Source organism: Bradyrhizobium sp. AC87j1 (assembly GCF_002936975.1).
Lineage (GTDB): Bacteria > Pseudomonadota > Alphaproteobacteria > Rhizobiales > Xanthobacteraceae > Bradyrhizobium > Bradyrhizobium shewense.
On the sequence record NZ_PTFE01000027.1, the window covers coordinates 1 to 15,976 of the forward strand.

Annotated in this window: 15 protein-coding genes and 1 riboswitch; of the genes, 5 read left to right on the forward strand and 10 right to left on the reverse strand. The window is 66.6% G+C overall.

The window, feature by feature from the left end:
• The 7 genes from CV770_RS16245 to CV770_RS16275 form a co-directional block, all read right to left on the reverse strand.
• The coding region (locus CV770_RS16245; RefSeq protein ID WP_104463057.1) for a precorrin-3B C(17)-methyltransferase at positions 1-606 on the reverse strand (606 nt) is incomplete at its 3' end.
• Positions 603-1,334: a precorrin-2 C(20)-methyltransferase gene (locus CV770_RS16250; RefSeq protein ID WP_104463017.1), complete on the reverse strand. Its 732-nt coding sequence runs from the start codon at positions 1,332-1,334 to the stop codon at positions 603-605. The genes CV770_RS16245 and CV770_RS16250, both read right to left, overlap by 4 nt.
• A gap of 2 nt (positions 1,335-1,336) precedes the next feature.
• Complete coding sequence (locus tag CV770_RS16255; protein ID WP_091952801.1) at positions 1,337-1,966, reverse strand: precorrin-8X methylmutase; 630 nt, start codon at positions 1,964-1,966, stop codon at positions 1,337-1,339.
• Positions 1,966-3,129, reverse strand: a complete 1,164-nt coding sequence (gene cobG, locus CV770_RS16260; RefSeq protein ID WP_091952805.1) for a precorrin-3B synthase — start codon at positions 3,127-3,129, stop codon at positions 1,966-1,968. Before cobG ends, CV770_RS16255 begins: the two co-directional genes overlap by 1 nt.
• Positions 3,126-6,374 carry a cobaltochelatase subunit CobN gene (gene cobN / locus CV770_RS16265; protein ID WP_104463018.1) on the reverse strand — a complete coding sequence of 1,083 codons (3,249 nt, stop codon included), beginning with the start codon at positions 6,372-6,374 and terminating at the stop codon, positions 3,126-3,128. The genes cobG and cobN overlap by 4 nt, the downstream gene beginning before the upstream one ends.
• Positions 6,374-7,408 (reverse strand): cobalamin biosynthesis protein CobW, encoded by a 1,035-nt coding sequence (gene cobW, locus CV770_RS16270; protein WP_091952810.1) that lies wholly within the window; start codon positions 7,406-7,408, stop codon positions 6,374-6,376. Before cobW ends, cobN begins: the two co-directional genes overlap by 1 nt.
• The gene (locus CV770_RS16275; protein WP_018315957.1) at positions 7,405-7,779 is read right to left on the reverse strand and encodes a DUF1636 family protein; all 375 of its coding nucleotides are present in this window, start codon (positions 7,777-7,779) and stop codon (positions 7,405-7,407) included. The genes cobW and CV770_RS16275 overlap by 4 nt, the downstream gene beginning before the upstream one ends.
• A 95-nt stretch (positions 7,780-7,874) precedes the next feature.
• Positions 7,875-8,094, reverse strand: a riboswitch (cobalamin riboswitch).
• 40 nt (positions 8,095-8,134) lie between these two features.
• On the opposite strand from CV770_RS16275, the gene cobO reads away from it, so the two are divergent.
• A complete protein-coding gene (gene cobO / locus CV770_RS16280) occupies positions 8,135-8,770 on the forward strand; it encodes a cob(I)yrinic acid a,c-diamide adenosyltransferase (RefSeq protein ID WP_028142439.1) in 636 nt (211 codons plus the stop codon).
• 5 nt (positions 8,771-8,775) lie between these two features.
• A complete protein-coding gene (locus CV770_RS16285; RefSeq protein WP_104463019.1) occupies positions 8,776-10,224 on the forward strand; it encodes a cobyric acid synthase in 1,449 nt (482 codons plus the stop codon).
• Here CV770_RS16285 and cobD read toward each other — a convergent pair.
• On the reverse strand, positions 10,213-11,178 hold the full coding sequence (cobD, locus tag CV770_RS16290; RefSeq protein ID WP_201759879.1) for a threonine-phosphate decarboxylase CobD: 966 nt from the start codon (positions 11,176-11,178) through the stop codon (positions 10,213-10,215). The two genes, CV770_RS16285 and cobD, sit on opposite strands and share 12 nt — an antisense overlap.
• Positions 11,179-11,189: 11 nt before the next feature.
• Complete coding sequence (gene cbiB, locus CV770_RS16295) at positions 11,190-12,131, reverse strand: adenosylcobinamide-phosphate synthase CbiB (RefSeq protein ID WP_245453769.1); 942 nt, start codon at positions 12,129-12,131, stop codon at positions 11,190-11,192.
• A 121-nt stretch (positions 12,132-12,252) separates the two neighbouring features.
• Here cbiB and cobU point away from each other — a divergent pair, with 121 nt between their 5' ends.
• The 3 genes from cobU to bluB are packed head-to-tail and all read left to right on the forward strand — an operon-like array spanning position 12,253 to position 14,175.
• Positions 12,253-12,759, forward strand: coding sequence for a bifunctional adenosylcobinamide kinase/adenosylcobinamide-phosphate guanylyltransferase (gene cobU / locus CV770_RS16300; RefSeq protein WP_104463021.1), 507 nt, complete (start codon positions 12,253-12,255; stop codon positions 12,757-12,759).
• Positions 12,756-13,538 (forward strand): adenosylcobinamide-GDP ribazoletransferase, encoded by a 783-nt coding sequence (gene cobS / locus CV770_RS16305; RefSeq protein ID WP_104463022.1) that lies wholly within the window; start codon positions 12,756-12,758, stop codon positions 13,536-13,538. The genes cobU and cobS overlap by 4 nt, the downstream gene beginning before the upstream one ends.
• Before the next feature lie 4 nt (positions 13,539-13,542).
• On the forward strand, positions 13,543-14,175 hold the full coding sequence (gene bluB / locus CV770_RS16310) for a 5,6-dimethylbenzimidazole synthase (protein WP_104463023.1): 633 nt from the start codon (positions 13,543-13,545) through the stop codon (positions 14,173-14,175).
• 102 nt (positions 14,176-14,277) lie between these two features.
• Here bluB and CV770_RS16315 read toward each other — a convergent pair whose 3' ends face one another.
• The gene (locus CV770_RS16315) at positions 14,278-15,966 is read right to left on the reverse strand and encodes a ShlB/FhaC/HecB family hemolysin secretion/activation protein (protein WP_104463024.1); all 1,689 of its coding nucleotides are present in this window, start codon (positions 15,964-15,966) and stop codon (positions 14,278-14,280) included.
• Between the last annotated feature and the right edge of the window lie 10 nt (positions 15,967-15,976).

Here is a 15,976-nt window from a genome sequence, read left to right on the forward strand (position 1 = left end):
CTCGTCGGCAGCGCTGATCGCGCGTGCAAAAATCACGAGGCGCTCGCCGCAGCCGGCGTCCTTCAGCAGCGCGAGCGCGCGGCCGAATCCTTCCGGCCGGCTTGCCGAGCGCGGATTGTACATCGCAATCGAAAAATCAGCTTCGGCGGCGAGCCGCAGCCGCTTCTCGATGACTGCCCAGGGCTTGAGATTGTCGGAGAGATTGATGGCGCAGAAATCATGGCCGAGCGGCGCGCCTACGCGCGCGGCAGCTGCCAGCATGGCCGTGATGCCAGGCAGCACGCGAATCGAAATATCCTGCCATTGCGGCGCCTGTTCGAGCGCCTCAAACACGGCAGAGGCCATCGCGAAGACGCCGGGGTCACCCGAGGACACGACAACGACCTTCCCGCCTTCGGACGCAAGCCGCAGGGCTTCGCTCGCGCGCTGCAGCTCCTCGCGATTGTCGGAGGGATGCAGCTTCAGCCCAGCACGCGGCGGTACGCGCGCGACATAGGGCGCATAGCCGAGAATATCAGTTGCGGCCGCCAGCGCAGCCGTGACCTCGGGCGTCACCAGCGCATCGCTGCCCGGCCCCAGGCCCGCGATGGTCAACGTGCCCGTCATTCTGCGGCGTCCAGGTGCCGGCCCTTGCCGTGCACCAGCACGATCGCGAAATAGGGACAGTCCGCACCGTCAATGTCGGCGAGCCGAACCACGCGCTCGCCCGCCATGGTGCCGCGCTCGACCAGCCAGGCATCGTCGAGCCGGCCGGCGGAGCGGAGCGCGCGGCGCACCTTTGCGAGATTGCGGCCGGTCTTCATGACGACGAGCGCATCGGAATCGCGCATGCGCCGCTCGAGCTCGCCTTCGGGAAGCGTCCCCATCAGCACGGTCGTCACGTCATCGCCGAGCGCGATCGGCTGTCCGACGCCGTTCCAGCAGCCGACCATGCCGGGAATGCCCGCAATCACCTCGATCTCGACACGGCCTTGCAGGCGCGTGTGCAGGTGCATGAAGGAGCCGTAGAAATAAGGGTCACCCTCGCAGAGCACAACGACGTCGACCGCGCGCGCCAGCCGCGCCAGGCGCTCCGCCCACTCGTCGTAGAAGCCGGCCAGCAGCTGCACGTACTCGGCGCTATCGAAGGCGATCTCCGTCGTAACGGGATATTCCATGGGATATTCGGTGACGTCGGCCCCCAGCATGCCCTGGACGATCCGCCGCGCCTGGCCCGGCCTGCCCTTCTTGCGGAAATAGGCGACGTGGCTAGCGCCGCGCACGGTGCGATCGGCGCGCACGCTCATCAGATCAGGATCGCCGGGGCCGAGACCGCAGCAGATGATGCGTCCCATCGCTATTCGCTCCGGCTCGCCAGCGCGTTCACCGCGGCAACCGTGATCGCGGAGCCGCCGAGGCGACCCTCGACCGTCAGCGCCGGCACCGGCGGATCAGCCATCAGCGCGGCCTTGGACTCGGCAGCGCCGACGAAACCGACGGGACAGCCGATGATCGCCGCGGGCCGCGGGCAATCGCCGTCCTCCAGCATATTGAGCAGATGAAACAGCGCGGTCGGCGCGTTGCCGATCGCAACGACCGCGCCATCGAGATGCGGCCGCCACAGCTCCAGCGCCGCGGCCGAGCGGGTGTTGTGCATCGATTGGGCGAGCGCGGGAACGGCGGCGTCGCCCAGCGTGCAGATCACAGCATTCGCCGCGGGAAGCCTCGCGCGGGTAATCCCTTCCGAGACCATGCGCGCGTCGCACAGGATCGGCGCGCCTCTCTGCAGGGCGGCGCGCGCAGTGGTCGCCATGCCGGGCGTGAAGCGAATATGCGCCTCCAGGCCGACCATGCCGGCGGCATGGATCATCCGCACGACAACTTGCTCCTCGTCGGGCAAAAAGCGCGCGAGATCGGCCTCGGCGCGGATGGTCGCAAAGGACTGCCGGTAGATCGCCGCGCCATCGGTCTCGTACGTGTGGGGCATCAGTTCCCTCCCACCAGGATGGAGGGATCGCTGACGATGTCGGCGCCGTTCAGGCCGCGCAGCACCGGCTCATCGCGGATCGAGCCATCACGGACGAGATCGAAGCCGGCGCGCGTCGCCACCAGCGTGACCGCGGCCGTGCCGGAATGGGCGCAACCCTTGCCGCAGCCGGAGACGTGGAGCCGCGTATCGGCGGCGATGCGCGGGGCGAGCGCTGCTGCGAGCGCGCGCGTATCGGCATGGGCTTCGCGGCAGCGCGGTGCGCCACTGCAGGCGATGACGCGCAGCGCGGGATCAAAGGGCTCGGTGATCAGGCCCGGCGCGTTCGGCATCTCCCGCTTACCCTCGCTCAGCACCATTCGCCAGGGCGTCATGCGCAGCGCATGCCCACAACCGGCGAACTGATGCAGCGTCGTATGCAGCATCTGCCCGAATGCGACGCCGACCATCGCACCTTGCGGATAGTGCCCGGGGCGCGAGGCGGCCATCACGGGCGCGGGCTCGGTCTCGCCGCGTAGCGATTGAGGCAATGCCGCGCCGGACGCAATGTGCGCCGCCATGCGCCCTCGCCCGCCCGTCGCGCCGCCGGAGACCAGGAACCAGCTTGCGAGCGCGAGCGCCGTGCTCACGGCCTCTCCACGTGCGACGGAGCGGCCGAGCTTTGCGCCATCGGCCCGCACCAGGAGGTGACCTGTGCGATCGCGCTCGATGCGTATGTCTGCGGAATCGCCGGCGAGCACGCGCGAGGTCCCGTCATCGATGGCGAAGCCGAATTTCGTTGGAAGCGCGAGCGCATTATCCTCGAGCGCTTCTTCGAGCTCGGCGGCGAGCGATTGTGTCGCGTCGCCAGCGCGCCAGAACGGCGTGACGAGGATGTTGCGACGGGCTTCCGTGGCCGGATCCGGATCGAGCAGCGCCAATCGTGCAAGGCCGTCGATTAACGGCCGATGGCCTTCTTCACTGACGCCCCTGATCTGCAGATTGGCGCGGCTCGTCACGTCGATCAGACCATTGCCGTGTTGCCCGGCGAGCTCGGCAAGTCCTGTGATTTGTGGTGCTTCGAGCCGCCCACCGAACGGACGCACGCGCACCACGAGCCCGTCGCCCGAGAGCATCGGGCGCAGCGCACCGGGACACCAGCCCTTGACCGTGGCCGCACTCATGAGGCCTCCCGCAGCGCCGCCGCGATCGAATTACGGCGCGTTTGCCAAAGCGCCGCATCGTGCAGGCGCGCAAAACAGGTTTCCATCGCGGCGAGAGCGGACGGATTTTCACGCGCCATGAAAGCGCGGACGTCGTCATTGCCGAGCGTCGCATCATAGTAGAGATCGAAAAGATGCGGCGGCACGGCGCCGGCGAGATGCGCGAAAGCGGCCATGTGCTCGAGCGTCGCCGTGATCTCGGCAGCGCCGCGAAAACCGTGACGCATCATCCCACCGATCCACGCCGGATTGGCCGCGCGCGCACGGACGACACGTGAGATCTCCTCGGTCAGGGTGCGCGCGTGGGGCTGCTCGGGACGCGTCGTGTCGAGGTGATAGAGCGAGGGTCCTGCCGCGCCGAGATGCGCCGCAGCCGCCGCAACGCCGGCTTCATGCGCGGCATAATCGGTCGCGAGCAGCAGATCAGTTTCCGGCAAGTCCTGGACATGGACGAAGGCATCGGCCGCAGCGAGGCGCTGTTCGATGCCGGCGCGATTCGGCTGCATCTCGCCGTCGGCCGAGAACGCCCAGGACGATGCCGACAACCAGGCTTCACCGGCGGCTTCGCGTGTCTCCGGCATGAAGGCATCGGGGATCGCGGATAGGCCCACGCCGTATTGTCCAGGACGCGGCGCGAACACGCGGGAGGCGCGGTGGCGGTACGGATTCTCGTCGCCCTCGTCCTCGCGCGCCGCAAGCGCTTCGGAGGCGGCCTCGAACAATTGAGCGAGACCTGCGAAGACGTCGCGGAACAGGCCCGACACCCGCAACGTGACATCGATGCGGGGACGGCCGAGCTCGGCCGGCGCGACGATGTCGTAGCCGGTGACGCGGCCGGAGGCGCGATCCCAGCGCGGCGCAAGGCCGGCCAGATGCAGCGCCATCGCGAACTCCTCGCCCGCGGTGCGCATCGTTGCCGAACCCCAGAGATCGACCACGAGCCCCTTCGGCCAGTCGCCGTGATCCTGCAGATGGCGGCGCAGCAGCTCTTCGGCGAGTTTTATCCCCTGCGCATGTGCCGACGGCGTCGGCACCGCGCGCGGATCGACGGCAAAGAGATTGCGTCCGGTCGGCAGCACGTCTTGGCGCCCGCGATAGGGCGAGCCCGACGGTCCCGGCGCAACGCGCTGGCCGGCAAGCGCGGCACGCAGTGCATCGCGTTCCGCTTCGGCGCAGGCACCGCGGCCGAACACGTGGAGGCCGTCGCCGAACTGGCTTTCCTTGAGATCGCAGACGAAGCGATCAATGCGCGGAATGGCTTCGGCCGGTGCGGCCGAGGCATCCAAACCGAGATCGTCTTCGAGGCCTGCCGCGCGCGCCTCTTCGCGGATCGCAGCGATCAATCGCTGACGGCGCGCGGGATCGAGACCATCAGCAGTCGAGTATTCGTCGAGAAGTCGTTCGAGCCGGCGCAGGGCCTCCGGCACCGAGGATGTTTCCAGCGGCGGTGGCAGATGGCCGATGGTGACGGCGCCAATGCGCCGTTTCGCCTGCGCGGCCTCGCCGGGATCGTTGACGATGAAGGGATAGATGATTGGGAGATCGCCGATCAGGGCTTCCGGCCAGCACGCGGACGACAGCGCCACGGACTTCCCGGGCAGCCATTCCAGCGTGCCATGCGCGCCCATGTGCACGACGGCATCGATGCCCTGCTCTCGGAGCCAGAGATAGAACGCGACATAACCGTGGCGCGGCGTGCGGGCGAGATCGTGATAATCGGTATCGCGCGTGGTTGCATCGCCGCGTTCCGGCTGAACCGCGATGATCGACTTGCCGGAAGCGACGGCTGCGAAGTGAAACGCGCCGTCCTGGCAGCTCGGATCATCCTCCGGCGCGCCCCAGGCTTGCGCGAGATCATCCTGCAAGACTTGCGGCAGGCGCGAAAGCGCCGCGCGATAATCGGCGATGCTCCAGGTGAGTTTCTGCTTGAGCAGCGCCTCGCCGAGCGCATGGACCGGAACAACATCGAAGCCGGCCTCAGCGAGATCGGACAGCAACGCCTCGACCGAGGCCAGCGCATCGAGCCCGACCGCGTGCGCGATCTGGTGCGGTCGTCCCGGATAGTTCGAGAGCACAATTGCCAGCCGCTTCTCGGCAACCGGCTTCACCGCAAGGCTCCGCCAGGCCGCGACGCGCGCGGCGACGGCTGTCACGCGCTCCTCATCGGCGCCATGCGCCAGGTGTGAGAACTGCAGATCGAGATCGCGCCCGGCTGCCGACTTGAAGCTCACCACGCCCGCGAACAGACGGCCATCGACCTCGGGCAGCACCACGTGCATCGCAAGATCGCCGGGCGAAAGGCCGCGCAGCGACTCCGTCCAGTCCTCGCGCCGGGCGGTGGAGAGCGCGACCTGGAACACCGGGCACGATGCGGCATCGAACGGCGTCGTGCCGTCATCGCCCAGGGCTGAGAACGCCGTCGCGTTGATGATCGCCGCCGGAGGATTTTGCGCGAGCTGCGCCCGCAACCAATCCGCTACGCCCGCAGCCTTCAGCGAGGTGACGAACACGCCGCAGGCATCAAAGCCGCGCTCGCGCAGCGCTGCGATCAAGGCATCGACCGGGCCCGGGTCCGCGGCGGTGAGATAGGAACGATAGAACGTTACCAGAGCGCGCGGCCTGCCCTCGCCTTGCGCCGGCGCCGCAATGACGCCGCGGGCGGGATCGTAGAACCCCATCTCGGGCACGGCCGTCTCGCCGATGACTGGCCCGGCATAGAGTCCCGAGGCTAGCGCGAGCTGTGCAATCGCGGCCTGCGCCGCGACCGGACCGCCGGCGTCGCAGAGCACCTTGAGCCGGCGCAGCGTCGAGACAGGCAAGGTCGAGTATGCATCGAGCCGCGTGTCGTCACGGCCATCGGCCGGCAGCACGGCGACCACAATGCCACGGTCCTTCGCGAGCTGCTGGAGCGCCGCAAGTCCATAGGACCAATAGGACTCACCGCCGATCAACCGCACCAGAATGCCACGCGCCTGCGACAGCGTGCGCTCGATATAGGTGTCGACCGAAAGCGGGTGACGCAATTCCGCGAGATTCGCGAGCCGCAGCGTCGGCAGGCTCTCGCGACCACGCCGCCAGCCGGCTGCGAACGCCGCGAGATCTGAATCCGAATACGAGAGCACCACGAGATCGGCCGGGTCCTGGCCGATATCCCTTGGCGTCGCGGTCTCCTCCAGACCGCGGCTCTCGCGGAAGACGACGTGCATCAGATACCTAGTCCTGCCTTGATGGCGGCCTCGTCGATATCGCCGTGCTCGCCGATCACGACGAGCTTCGACCGCCTGTGACCTGCGCCCCAGGGCTTGTCGAACTGATGGCGCACGCGCTGGCCGACCGCCTGCAGCAAGAGGCGCATCGGCTTGCCCGCAACCGCGATATAGCCTTTTGCGCGCAGCACGTTCTGCTCGCGCGCCAGCTTCTGGACGGATGCGACCAGCGCATCGACGTCGGCGACTTCAGGAAGGTCGATCACGACGGAGGCGAAATCATCGTGCTCGTGCTCTTCCTCGCCGTCATGATGCGAGGGACGCGCGGCGAGATCGTTCTCGGCGGCAGCGCCAAGACCGAGGATGACGCGCGCATCGATCGCACCGTCGGTCACGGGGAGCATCGGCACGCGGCGCGGCATCTCGGCGGTGATGGCAGCCTTGGCCGCTTCAAGTCCCGCCGCCCCAGCGAGGTCGGCCTTGGTCAGCAGCACGATGTCGGCGCAGGCGATCTGATCCTCGAACACTTCCGACAGCGGCGTCTCATGGTCCAAATTCTCGTCCGCGGCGCGCTGCGCTTCGACTGCAATCGGATCCGGTGCAAAGCGGCCAGCGGCGACAGCCTCGGCATCCGCCAGCGCGATCACGCCGTCGACGGTGATGCGCGAACGGATCTCCGGCCAGTCGAATGCCTTCAGCAGCGGCTTCGGCAGCGCCAGGCCCGAGGTCTCGATCAGGATGTGATCGGGCCGCACCGGCCGCGCCAGCAGTTTTTCCATGGTCGGAATGAAATCGTCGGCAACCGTGCAGCAGATGCAGCCGTTGGCGAGCTCGACGATGTTTTCCTCCGGGCAATTGGCGTCGGCGCAGGATTTCAATATCTCGCCGTCGACGCCCTCACTGCCGAACTCGTTGACGAGCACGGCGAGCTTCTTGCCGCCGGCATTGCTGAGCAGATGCTGGATCAGCGTCGTCTTGCCAGAGCCGAGAAAACCGGTGACCACCGTCACGGGGACTTTTGCGAGCGAATTCATTCGGCGGCCTCCGGCACGACGGCAATGGGGGGAATGCGGGCAAGCGACTGCTTGCGGAATATTTCCGGCCGGCTGCGCCAGGGCACGAGGCCGTCAGGCGCGGCCGCATAGGCCGCGGCGCCTGCGACCACATCCTGCGCATTCGCATCCGACAGGCGGCCATAGACGTAAGACCACCGGCCGGGCGCGCTGAGCGCGACCGAGCAACCCTGATTGCAGGCCGACAGGCATTCGACGGGAACCACATTGACGCCTTCGGGCACGCCGGCGTCGAGGATCGCACCATGCAGGCGCTTGCCGGGCGTCGCCTCGCCCTCGCCAGGCGTCTCGCCGGCACGGCAGGTGATGCAGACGTGAAGTGTGACGGTCATCGCCTCTTCCAGATAACAGCGGGAGGCGATGAGGCACACGGACCATTCTTCAGAAGGCCCGTTTTCCCCGTCGCGGAACACCCCGTCCGCCGGTCCAAAACTCGTCCGCGCAGGCAGGTCTCCCGGCTTGCGGAGCAGGGTTTTCCCCTTCGATCCCCGCCTTCCCGATTCCCGCGGGAATCAGTGGCTTCGGACATCTCTCCGGTCACGGTCGCGGGGGCGGCTGCATTTTGGACCCAAATCTTGCCGATTCGGACCCTATCGCATTCCCTCTTCGCCTGTCATAGGACAGGAACCAACGCTGGGCCACCATTTGCCGGTGGCCGCCACTTGTCAAGCCGAAGGACCGGGACCGATGACGCCTGAACCGGATACAAAAACGGCCGAGGAAACCGACGCTCGCCACGCCACGAAAATGGCGAAGAAGAAGGCCGCCCGCGACAAGATCATGGCGACCAAGAGCGGCGAAAAGGGCCTCATCATCGTCCACACCGGCGCCGGCAAGGGCAAGTCCTCCTCGGCCTTCGGCATGATCGTCCGCTGCGTCGCCCATGGCTTCCCCTGTGCGGTCGTGCAGTTCATCAAGGGCGCCTGGGATACCGGCGAGCGACGCCTGCTCACCGGCCATTTCGGCGACCTCTGCCAGTTCCACGCCATGGGCGAAGGTTTTACCTGGGAGACGCAGGACCGCGCCCGCGACATCGCCGCCGCGCGCGCCGGCTGGGAGAAGGCCAAGGAGCTGATTCTCGATGAGAGCCTGCGCATGGTCGTGCTCGACGAGATCAACATCGCGCTGCGCTACGACTATCTCGACATCGCCGAGGTCGTCGAGTTTCTGACCACCTCGAAGCCACCGATGACGCATGTCGTGCTCACCGGCCGCAACGCCAAGGACGAGTTGATCGAGATCGCCGATCTCGTCACCGAGATGACGCTGGTGAAACATCCCTTCCGCTCCGGCATCAAGGCACAGGCCGGCGTCGAGTTCTGAGTTCGATGGCACGCGCGCTGATGATCCAGGGGGCCGGCTCGGACGTGGGCAAGTCGCTCATCGTCGCCGGTCTCGCGCGTGCCTTCACGCGGCGCGGCCTGCGCGTGCTCCCGTTCAAGCCGCAGAACATGTCGAACAATGCCGCCGTCACCATCGACGGAGGCGAGATCGGCCGTGCCCAGGCGTTGCAGGCCCTCGCCGCCGGCGTCGAGCCGCACACCGACATGAACCCCGTGCTGCTCAAGCCCGAGACCGATGTCGGCGCGCAGGTGATAGTCCACGGAAAGCGCATCGCGACCGCGCGTGCGCGCGACTACGCGGCCATGAAGCCCTCACTGATGGGCGCAGTGCTGGAGAGCTTTGAGCGGCTGAAGGCGCGCGCCGATCTCGTTCTGGTCGAAGGCGCGGGCAGTCCGGCCGAGGTGAATTTGCGTAAGGCCGACATCGCCAATATGGGTTTTGCGCGCAAGGCCGACGTGCCGGTCGTGCTGGTCGGCGACATCGACCGCGGCGGCGTCATCGCCCAGCTGGTCGGCATCAAGACGGTGATCGACCCCGACGATGCCGCGATGATCCGAGGCTTTGTCATCAACAAGTTCCGCGGCGACCCCACGCTGTTCGACGATGGCTACAAGCTGATCGAGCAAAAGACCGCATGGCGCGGCCTTGGCGTGCTGCCCTGGTTCGCCCGCGCCGGCGAGCTGCCGGCCGAGGATGCGCTCGGCCTGAGCGACGCGCGAAAGCCCGGCCAATGCAAGATCGCGTGCCTGGCGCTGTCGCGGATCGCTAATTTCGACGATCTCGATCCGCTCAAGCTCGAAGCGAGCGTCGATCTCGTGATGGTACGCCCCGGCGAAGCCATCCCCGGCGATGTCCGCCTCGTCATCATCCCCGGCTCGAAATCCACCCGCGGCGATCTCGCCTTCCTGCGCGTGCAGGGCTGGGACATCGATCTGCTCGCGCATCACCGCAGGGGCGGCCATGTTCTCGGTCTCTGCGGCGGCTATCAGATGCTCGGGCGCAGCGTCGCCGACCCTGACGGCATCGAAGGCTCCGCAGGCGACACGCCGGGCCTCGGGCTCCTGGACGTGGACACGGTGATGAGTCCGCAGAAGACGCTGACGCGTGTCGCGGCCGTGCATGCCGACACGGACCAGCCAATCGAGGCTTACGAAATCCACATCGGCCGTACTGACGGGCCGGACCGCACGCGGCCGTTTGCGACACTGAACGGCGAGCCCGAAGGCGCGATCTCGCGCGATGGCCGCGTGCAGGGCAGCTATCTGCACGGCCTGTTCACGTCGGATGATTTCCGCAAGGCGTACCTCGCAAAGCTCGACATTCCCGCTGGCAACGAGCCCTACCACGCCAGGGTCGAAAGCGCGCTCGAGGCGCTGGCCGACCACATCGAAAAGCATCTCGACGTCGAAGGACTGCTCGCGCTAGCGCGCTAGCACCTCGGCAAGGCGCATCCATTCGGCTTCGCTGCCGGGAAGCCCGAGCCGAAGCCATGTCGGCTTTTGCGCGAAGACGCGCGACCAGATCTGGCTTCGTGCCAATCTGTCTTGCGCGGCGAGCGAGTCGGGCGTCTCGTAGAGACGGAAAAGCGGCGTCCCCCCAAGCAGCATCCAGCCCTGCGCTTGCGCAATGGCGTCGAGGCGAACACAGTCCCGGGCAAGTCGCGCTGACGTGGCCTCGGCCCAGGCGTCGTCGCGCAACGCGCGAGAGCCGATCGCGATCGCCGCTCCCGAAACCGGCCATGGCCCCGACATCGACGCAAGCTTGCCAATGTCGGCGGCATTGCCGATCACGAAGCCGAGCCGCAGGCCGGCAAGGCCATAGAACTTTCCGAACGAGCGCAGGATCAGCAGTCCCGGCCGACCGGCTTCCGATGCAAGCGACAGCTGCGGAACGGCATCGACAAAACTCTCGTCGATGACGAGACGGCCGACGCGCGACAGCAGTGCGAGCAGATCCTTTGGTGCATGATGCTGACCGCCGGGATTGTTGGGATTGACGACGATGGCGAGATCCGCGCCCGCCAGCGCGTCGAGCTCCCCGACCTCCTGGACATCCCAGCCTGCGGCCGACAAAACTCCTGCGTATTCATTGTAGGTCGGTCCGAGGATGCGGGCGCGGCCGGTTGGTACCAGTTGCGGTAGCAATTGAATGGCAGCCTGCGCGCCGCCCATCGCAACGATCGGTGCGCTGGTGCGATAGGCATGCTGCGCCGCCTGATGCAGGGCGTTGATGTCGGATCGCGAGGGCAGCGCATTCCAATGGTGCGGATCGATCTCGCCCACGGGATAAGGCAGCCGGTTGATCCCTGTCGACAGGTCAATCCAGTCCTCCGCGCGTCCGCCAAAACGCTGCTGTGCCAGATCCAGATTTCCACCGTGCTCGCGCATGTCCCGTTCTTTCACGCGAAAGCCAGAATCGCAAGGGTGCCAACGAGCAGCAGCATGGCGCGGCGGTAGACCGTCAGTGCCTCGGCGATATCAGCGGAGCGCGGATCGCGCGCGCCTTCGTTGAGCCAGGGCTCGTCGGTCGCGCTGCCTTGATAGATGCGGGGGCCGCTGAGCCGGACGCCAAGCGCCCCCGCCATGGCCGCCTCCGGCCAGCCGGCATTGGGCGAGCGGTGACGGCGTGCGTCGCGCGTCATGCACGACAGCGCCTCCGATCGCCGCGGCGCTAACAGCACGAACAAAAATCCGGTCAGCCGCGCCGGAATGAAATTGGCGACATCGTCAATGCGCGCCGCCGCCCAGCCGAAGGCCTCGTGCCGCTCGTCGCGATGGCCGATCATGGAGTCCAGCGTGTTGATCGCCTTGTAGCCGAGGATGCCCGGGAGGCCGAACAACGCGCCCCAGAACACCGGCGCCACGATGCCGTCGGAGGCATTTTCCGCAAGGCTCTCGATCGCCGCGCGCGCGATGCCGGCTTCATCGAGCGCTGCGGGATCGCGGCCGACGATGCGCGAGACCGCGTCGCGCGCGGCGGCGATATCGCCAGCCAGCAATGGATTTGCGACGGCGGCCACGTGATCATGCAGCGAGCGCAGCGCAACCAGCGGCCAGGCCAGGATACCGACCAGCACGATCTGGATCCAACTCGAGGAAAGCAAGGCCTGAAGCGCGCAGCCGATCGCAACGGAAAATGCGATCACCAGGAGCGCTCCGGCGACACCAGCAGCGCGGCGGAGCGCTGGCGGATCTGACGCGCGATTCCAGCCGTGATCGATTGCACCGATCAATCGACCCAGCCAGGTCACGGGATGACCGATCCGCGCGAACAGCCACGACGGCCAGCCCAGGAGGGCATCCACCGCCATCGCCACCACCATCGCACCCGCAAAGCCCACACACGCCTCCTGTCCCGCCCCTGTTGCGCAAAGCGAAGGCAGAGCGCAAGCCCCCGCCCGGCTGATTTCGGCTTTGTCTTTGGCCGCGTTTGGTGATTAGTCAGGCTCACAGGAGACCTTTATGGCCGTCATCTTGATCACGGGCGGAGCGCGATCGGGCAAGAGCACCCACGCGGAGAAGCGCGCCCTCAGCTTTCCGGGCCAGCCCGTCTACATCGCGACGGCCGAGGCGCTCGATGCCGAAATGGCGGTGCGCATCGCGAAGCATCGAGCCAAGCGCGCGGCCGTCGACTGGATCGAGCGTGAGGTATCGCTCGATCTCCTGCAAGCGCTGATCGACACCGACGGCGGCGGCCCGAGGCTGGTGGATTGCCTGACCTTGTGGCTCTCCAACATGATGCATGCGGGACGTGACTGGGAGTACGAACTGATGAAACTCGCCGCCTTCCTCCGCGGTCAGAAGAGCCCCGTCGTCTTCGTCACCAACGAGGTCGGCCTCGGCATCGTGCCCGACAACGCGCTGGCGCGTAGCTATCGCGACGCCGCCGGAATCATGAACCAAGTCATCGCGGCGGTTTCCAACGAGGTCGAGTTCGTCGTCGCCGGTCTCCCGATGAAACTGAAATGATGCTGCGCGCCGAATTTTTGCGGGACGTCATCGCCGATCTCAGGATGGCGGCGTCGTTCGTCACGATCCTTCCCGTGGCGTCGTCCAAGCCCGCGGCCGATGGCGCCGTCGCGCGTGCGACATGGGCGCTACCCGTGGCTGGACTGCTGGTCGGCCTTGCCGGCGCTTTCGTCTACAAGGTCGCCATCCGCTTCGGACTGACGCCGAACATTGCCGCCCTGCTCGCGCTGGCCACGACCGCCCTCATCACCGGCGCGCTGCACGAAGACGGTCTTGCCGATACCGCCGATGGGCTCGGCGGCGGCCGCACGCGCGAGCGCAAGCTCGAGATCATGCGCGACAGCCGGATCGGGACCTACGGCGTCTGCGCGCTGATCCTGTCGTTCGGCCTGCGCTGGAGCGCACTCGCGGCGATCGCCGATCCCTTGCTGGTTGCATTTGCACTGTTGTCAGCGCATGCCGCCGCCCGCGCCGGCGTGCCGGCCTTCATGTCACTGGTACCGCCAGCGCGGCCTGACGGGCTGTCGGCGAGCGCGGGGTCGCCGCCGGGCCGCAGCGTCGCCATCGCCTTCGCTCTTGGAACGCTCGCGCTCGCTCTCGCGTTGGGGCCGGGCAAGGCGCTGGTCGGCCTGATCCTGCTGTCGCTCGCCGGCCTGTTGCTGGCGCGGCTTGCCGTGCGCCAGATCGGCGGGCAGACCGGCGACATCCTCGGCGCATTCGAGCAGATCGGCGAGATCCTCATTCTGCTGGTCGCGGCATCCTTCCGGATGGGAGGCTGATCTCATGGTCGAGTTCGACGACACCTTCCGTCAGCACTTGCGCGAGCTGTTCGTGTGGCGCCGCGACGTCCGCCGCTTTCGAGCTGACCCGCTGCCGGCCGGCGCCATCGATCGCCTGATCGAGACGGCTTGCCTTTCGCCCTCGGTCGGCCTCAGCCAGCCCTGGCGCTTCGTCACCGTCGATGATGCTGCGCGACGTCGCGCCATCATCGACGATTTCACGGCGTGCAACGCCGAAGCACTGAATTGCTATTCCGTCGAACGTGCGGCCCGCTACGCCACGCTGAAACTGTCGGGCCTCGAACAGGCCCCCGGTCACCTCGCCGTGTTCGCCGATAAGGCCACCGACATCGGCCACGGCCTCGGCCGTGCGACCATGCCGGAGACGACCGAGTATTCCGTGGTCGGCGCCATTACCGCGATGTGGCTCGCCGCACGCGCCGAGAGCATCGGCATCGGCTGGGTCTCGATCCTCAATCCGGATCGTATCCACGCCGTTCTCGACGTGCCCGATACCTGGAAGTTCATCGCCTATCTTTGCATCGGCTATCCGGAAGTCGAATGCGACCAGCCCGAGCTGGAGCAGGCGAAATGGGAGCACCGGCGCGGAGCGGATGAGTTTACGTTGCGGCGTTAACCCCAAGCTCGTCATGCCCGGGCTTGTCCCGGGCATCCACGTCTTCGTTTCCACGTCAAAAGAACGTGGATGGCCGGGACACGCCCGGCCATGACGGAGACACTACGACCTGCTCCTGCCAGCCATCGCCGCCACAGGCGCGGGTGGCTCCGGCTTCTGAAACATCAGCAGCGGCCGGAAGATGACGCGGCCATAGGCCTCGTAATGGTTCTGGGTCGAGACCGCCATCTTCAGCGGCGTCGCGTAATTCGCCTCGAACGTCATGAACGACGCATAAGTCCAGGAGAAGCCGACGCCGACAGAGGCCATTTCGGTGACGCCGGGGAAGGTCGAATACACCGCACCCCAGTCGGTGAAGATGTAGGTGTCGAAACCCCTGAGCCATTGCGACCAGTTGTAGTGCAGCTCGGCGTTTAAATAATAGCCGCTGTCGCCGGAGGCCGCATTGGAGGGATAACCGCGTACGGTGGTGGGACCGCCGATCGAGAAGATCTGATCGCCCGGAAGCAGCTTCTCCTGCGTGTACTGCCAGCTCGCCAGCACATTGGCGCTGAAGTTCTGGGGCCCTGCAGCGCTCGTCGCGATCAGCGAGCCGGTATAGGTGTTGAACGCGCGGTTGTTGCCGAGCACATAGTCATGCCACGCGATGTAGTTCACTGCCGGCGAGACCGTGATCGAATAGGTGTTGCCGGACTTGGTCACCGAGATTCCAGTCGTGGTCTTGTCGTAGTGGTCGTCGGTCACGGCGACCGTGGCAAAGCGGCTGACGGTCTTGCCCTCGGTCAAGGCTGCGTTGAGCAGCACCAGCCAGTCCTGCGTCACCCAGACCGGCTGGCTGAAATTGACAGCGGCCTGGCTCGAGCGACCGGTGACGTCGAGCGCGACGAACGGCCCCTGGACGATCTTGATCTTGCCTTCGGTATAGCTGACGCCGGCGCGGCCGCCCCAGGGATTGACCGGGATGCTGTAGGCGACATTGCCGTTGAGATTGCCGTCGGAGCGGACGCCGTAGAAGGTCAGGCGGTCGTCGACGCCGAACAATCCATGGCGCTTGTAGAAGGCACCGCCCTCCCAACGCCCGGTGTTTTCGGAACCCTGGTTGTCGGTGAAGAGCTGCAAGGTGTCGACCGGCGGCTCGATCACCGCGAATTGGAGGTCGGTGAGGCCGAAGCTCGTGCCGGGCTGCAGCAGCGCCTTGATCTGGACGTCGTTGGTCCGGTTGAACCAGATCACGTCGCGGTTGAGTTTTGGAACGTCGAGGACCTCGCCTTCGGGCTCCTTCACGCGATCGAGGATGTAATCGGTGCGAGTCTGCTTGTTGCCCTCGACGGTCGTCTTCTGCAGCCGTCCCTCGGTCAGCTTGACGCGGACGACGCCGCCCTTGGCATCCTGCTCGGGCAGCGTCGCGATGCCCGTGACGATGCCGCGCGCGGCATAGACCGCATTGATGTCGGCAACGAGCTGCAACAGCGAGGCGATGTCGACGTCCTTGCCGACATATTTCTTCGCGATCTCATCCAGCTCCGCCGGCGTGATGAACTTGGACTCGTCGAACGTGACCTTGCGCAGGCGAAATTTCGGCCCGCCCGGCTTCAGGAGCTGGGATTTTTCCCGCTCGCCGCCGATCACCGCCGGCCCGGTGAGCTTGGGCGGCGCGCTCTGCTGCTCGAGCTGCCGCCGCTGCCGGTCGACGTCGTTCTGGATCACGCCGGGATTGATCGACTGGGCGCGCGCGGACGCGATGCAGCAAGCTGCAAGCCCGATCCCCAACGATGCCCCCAGAATCCGCATCCCGAATCCA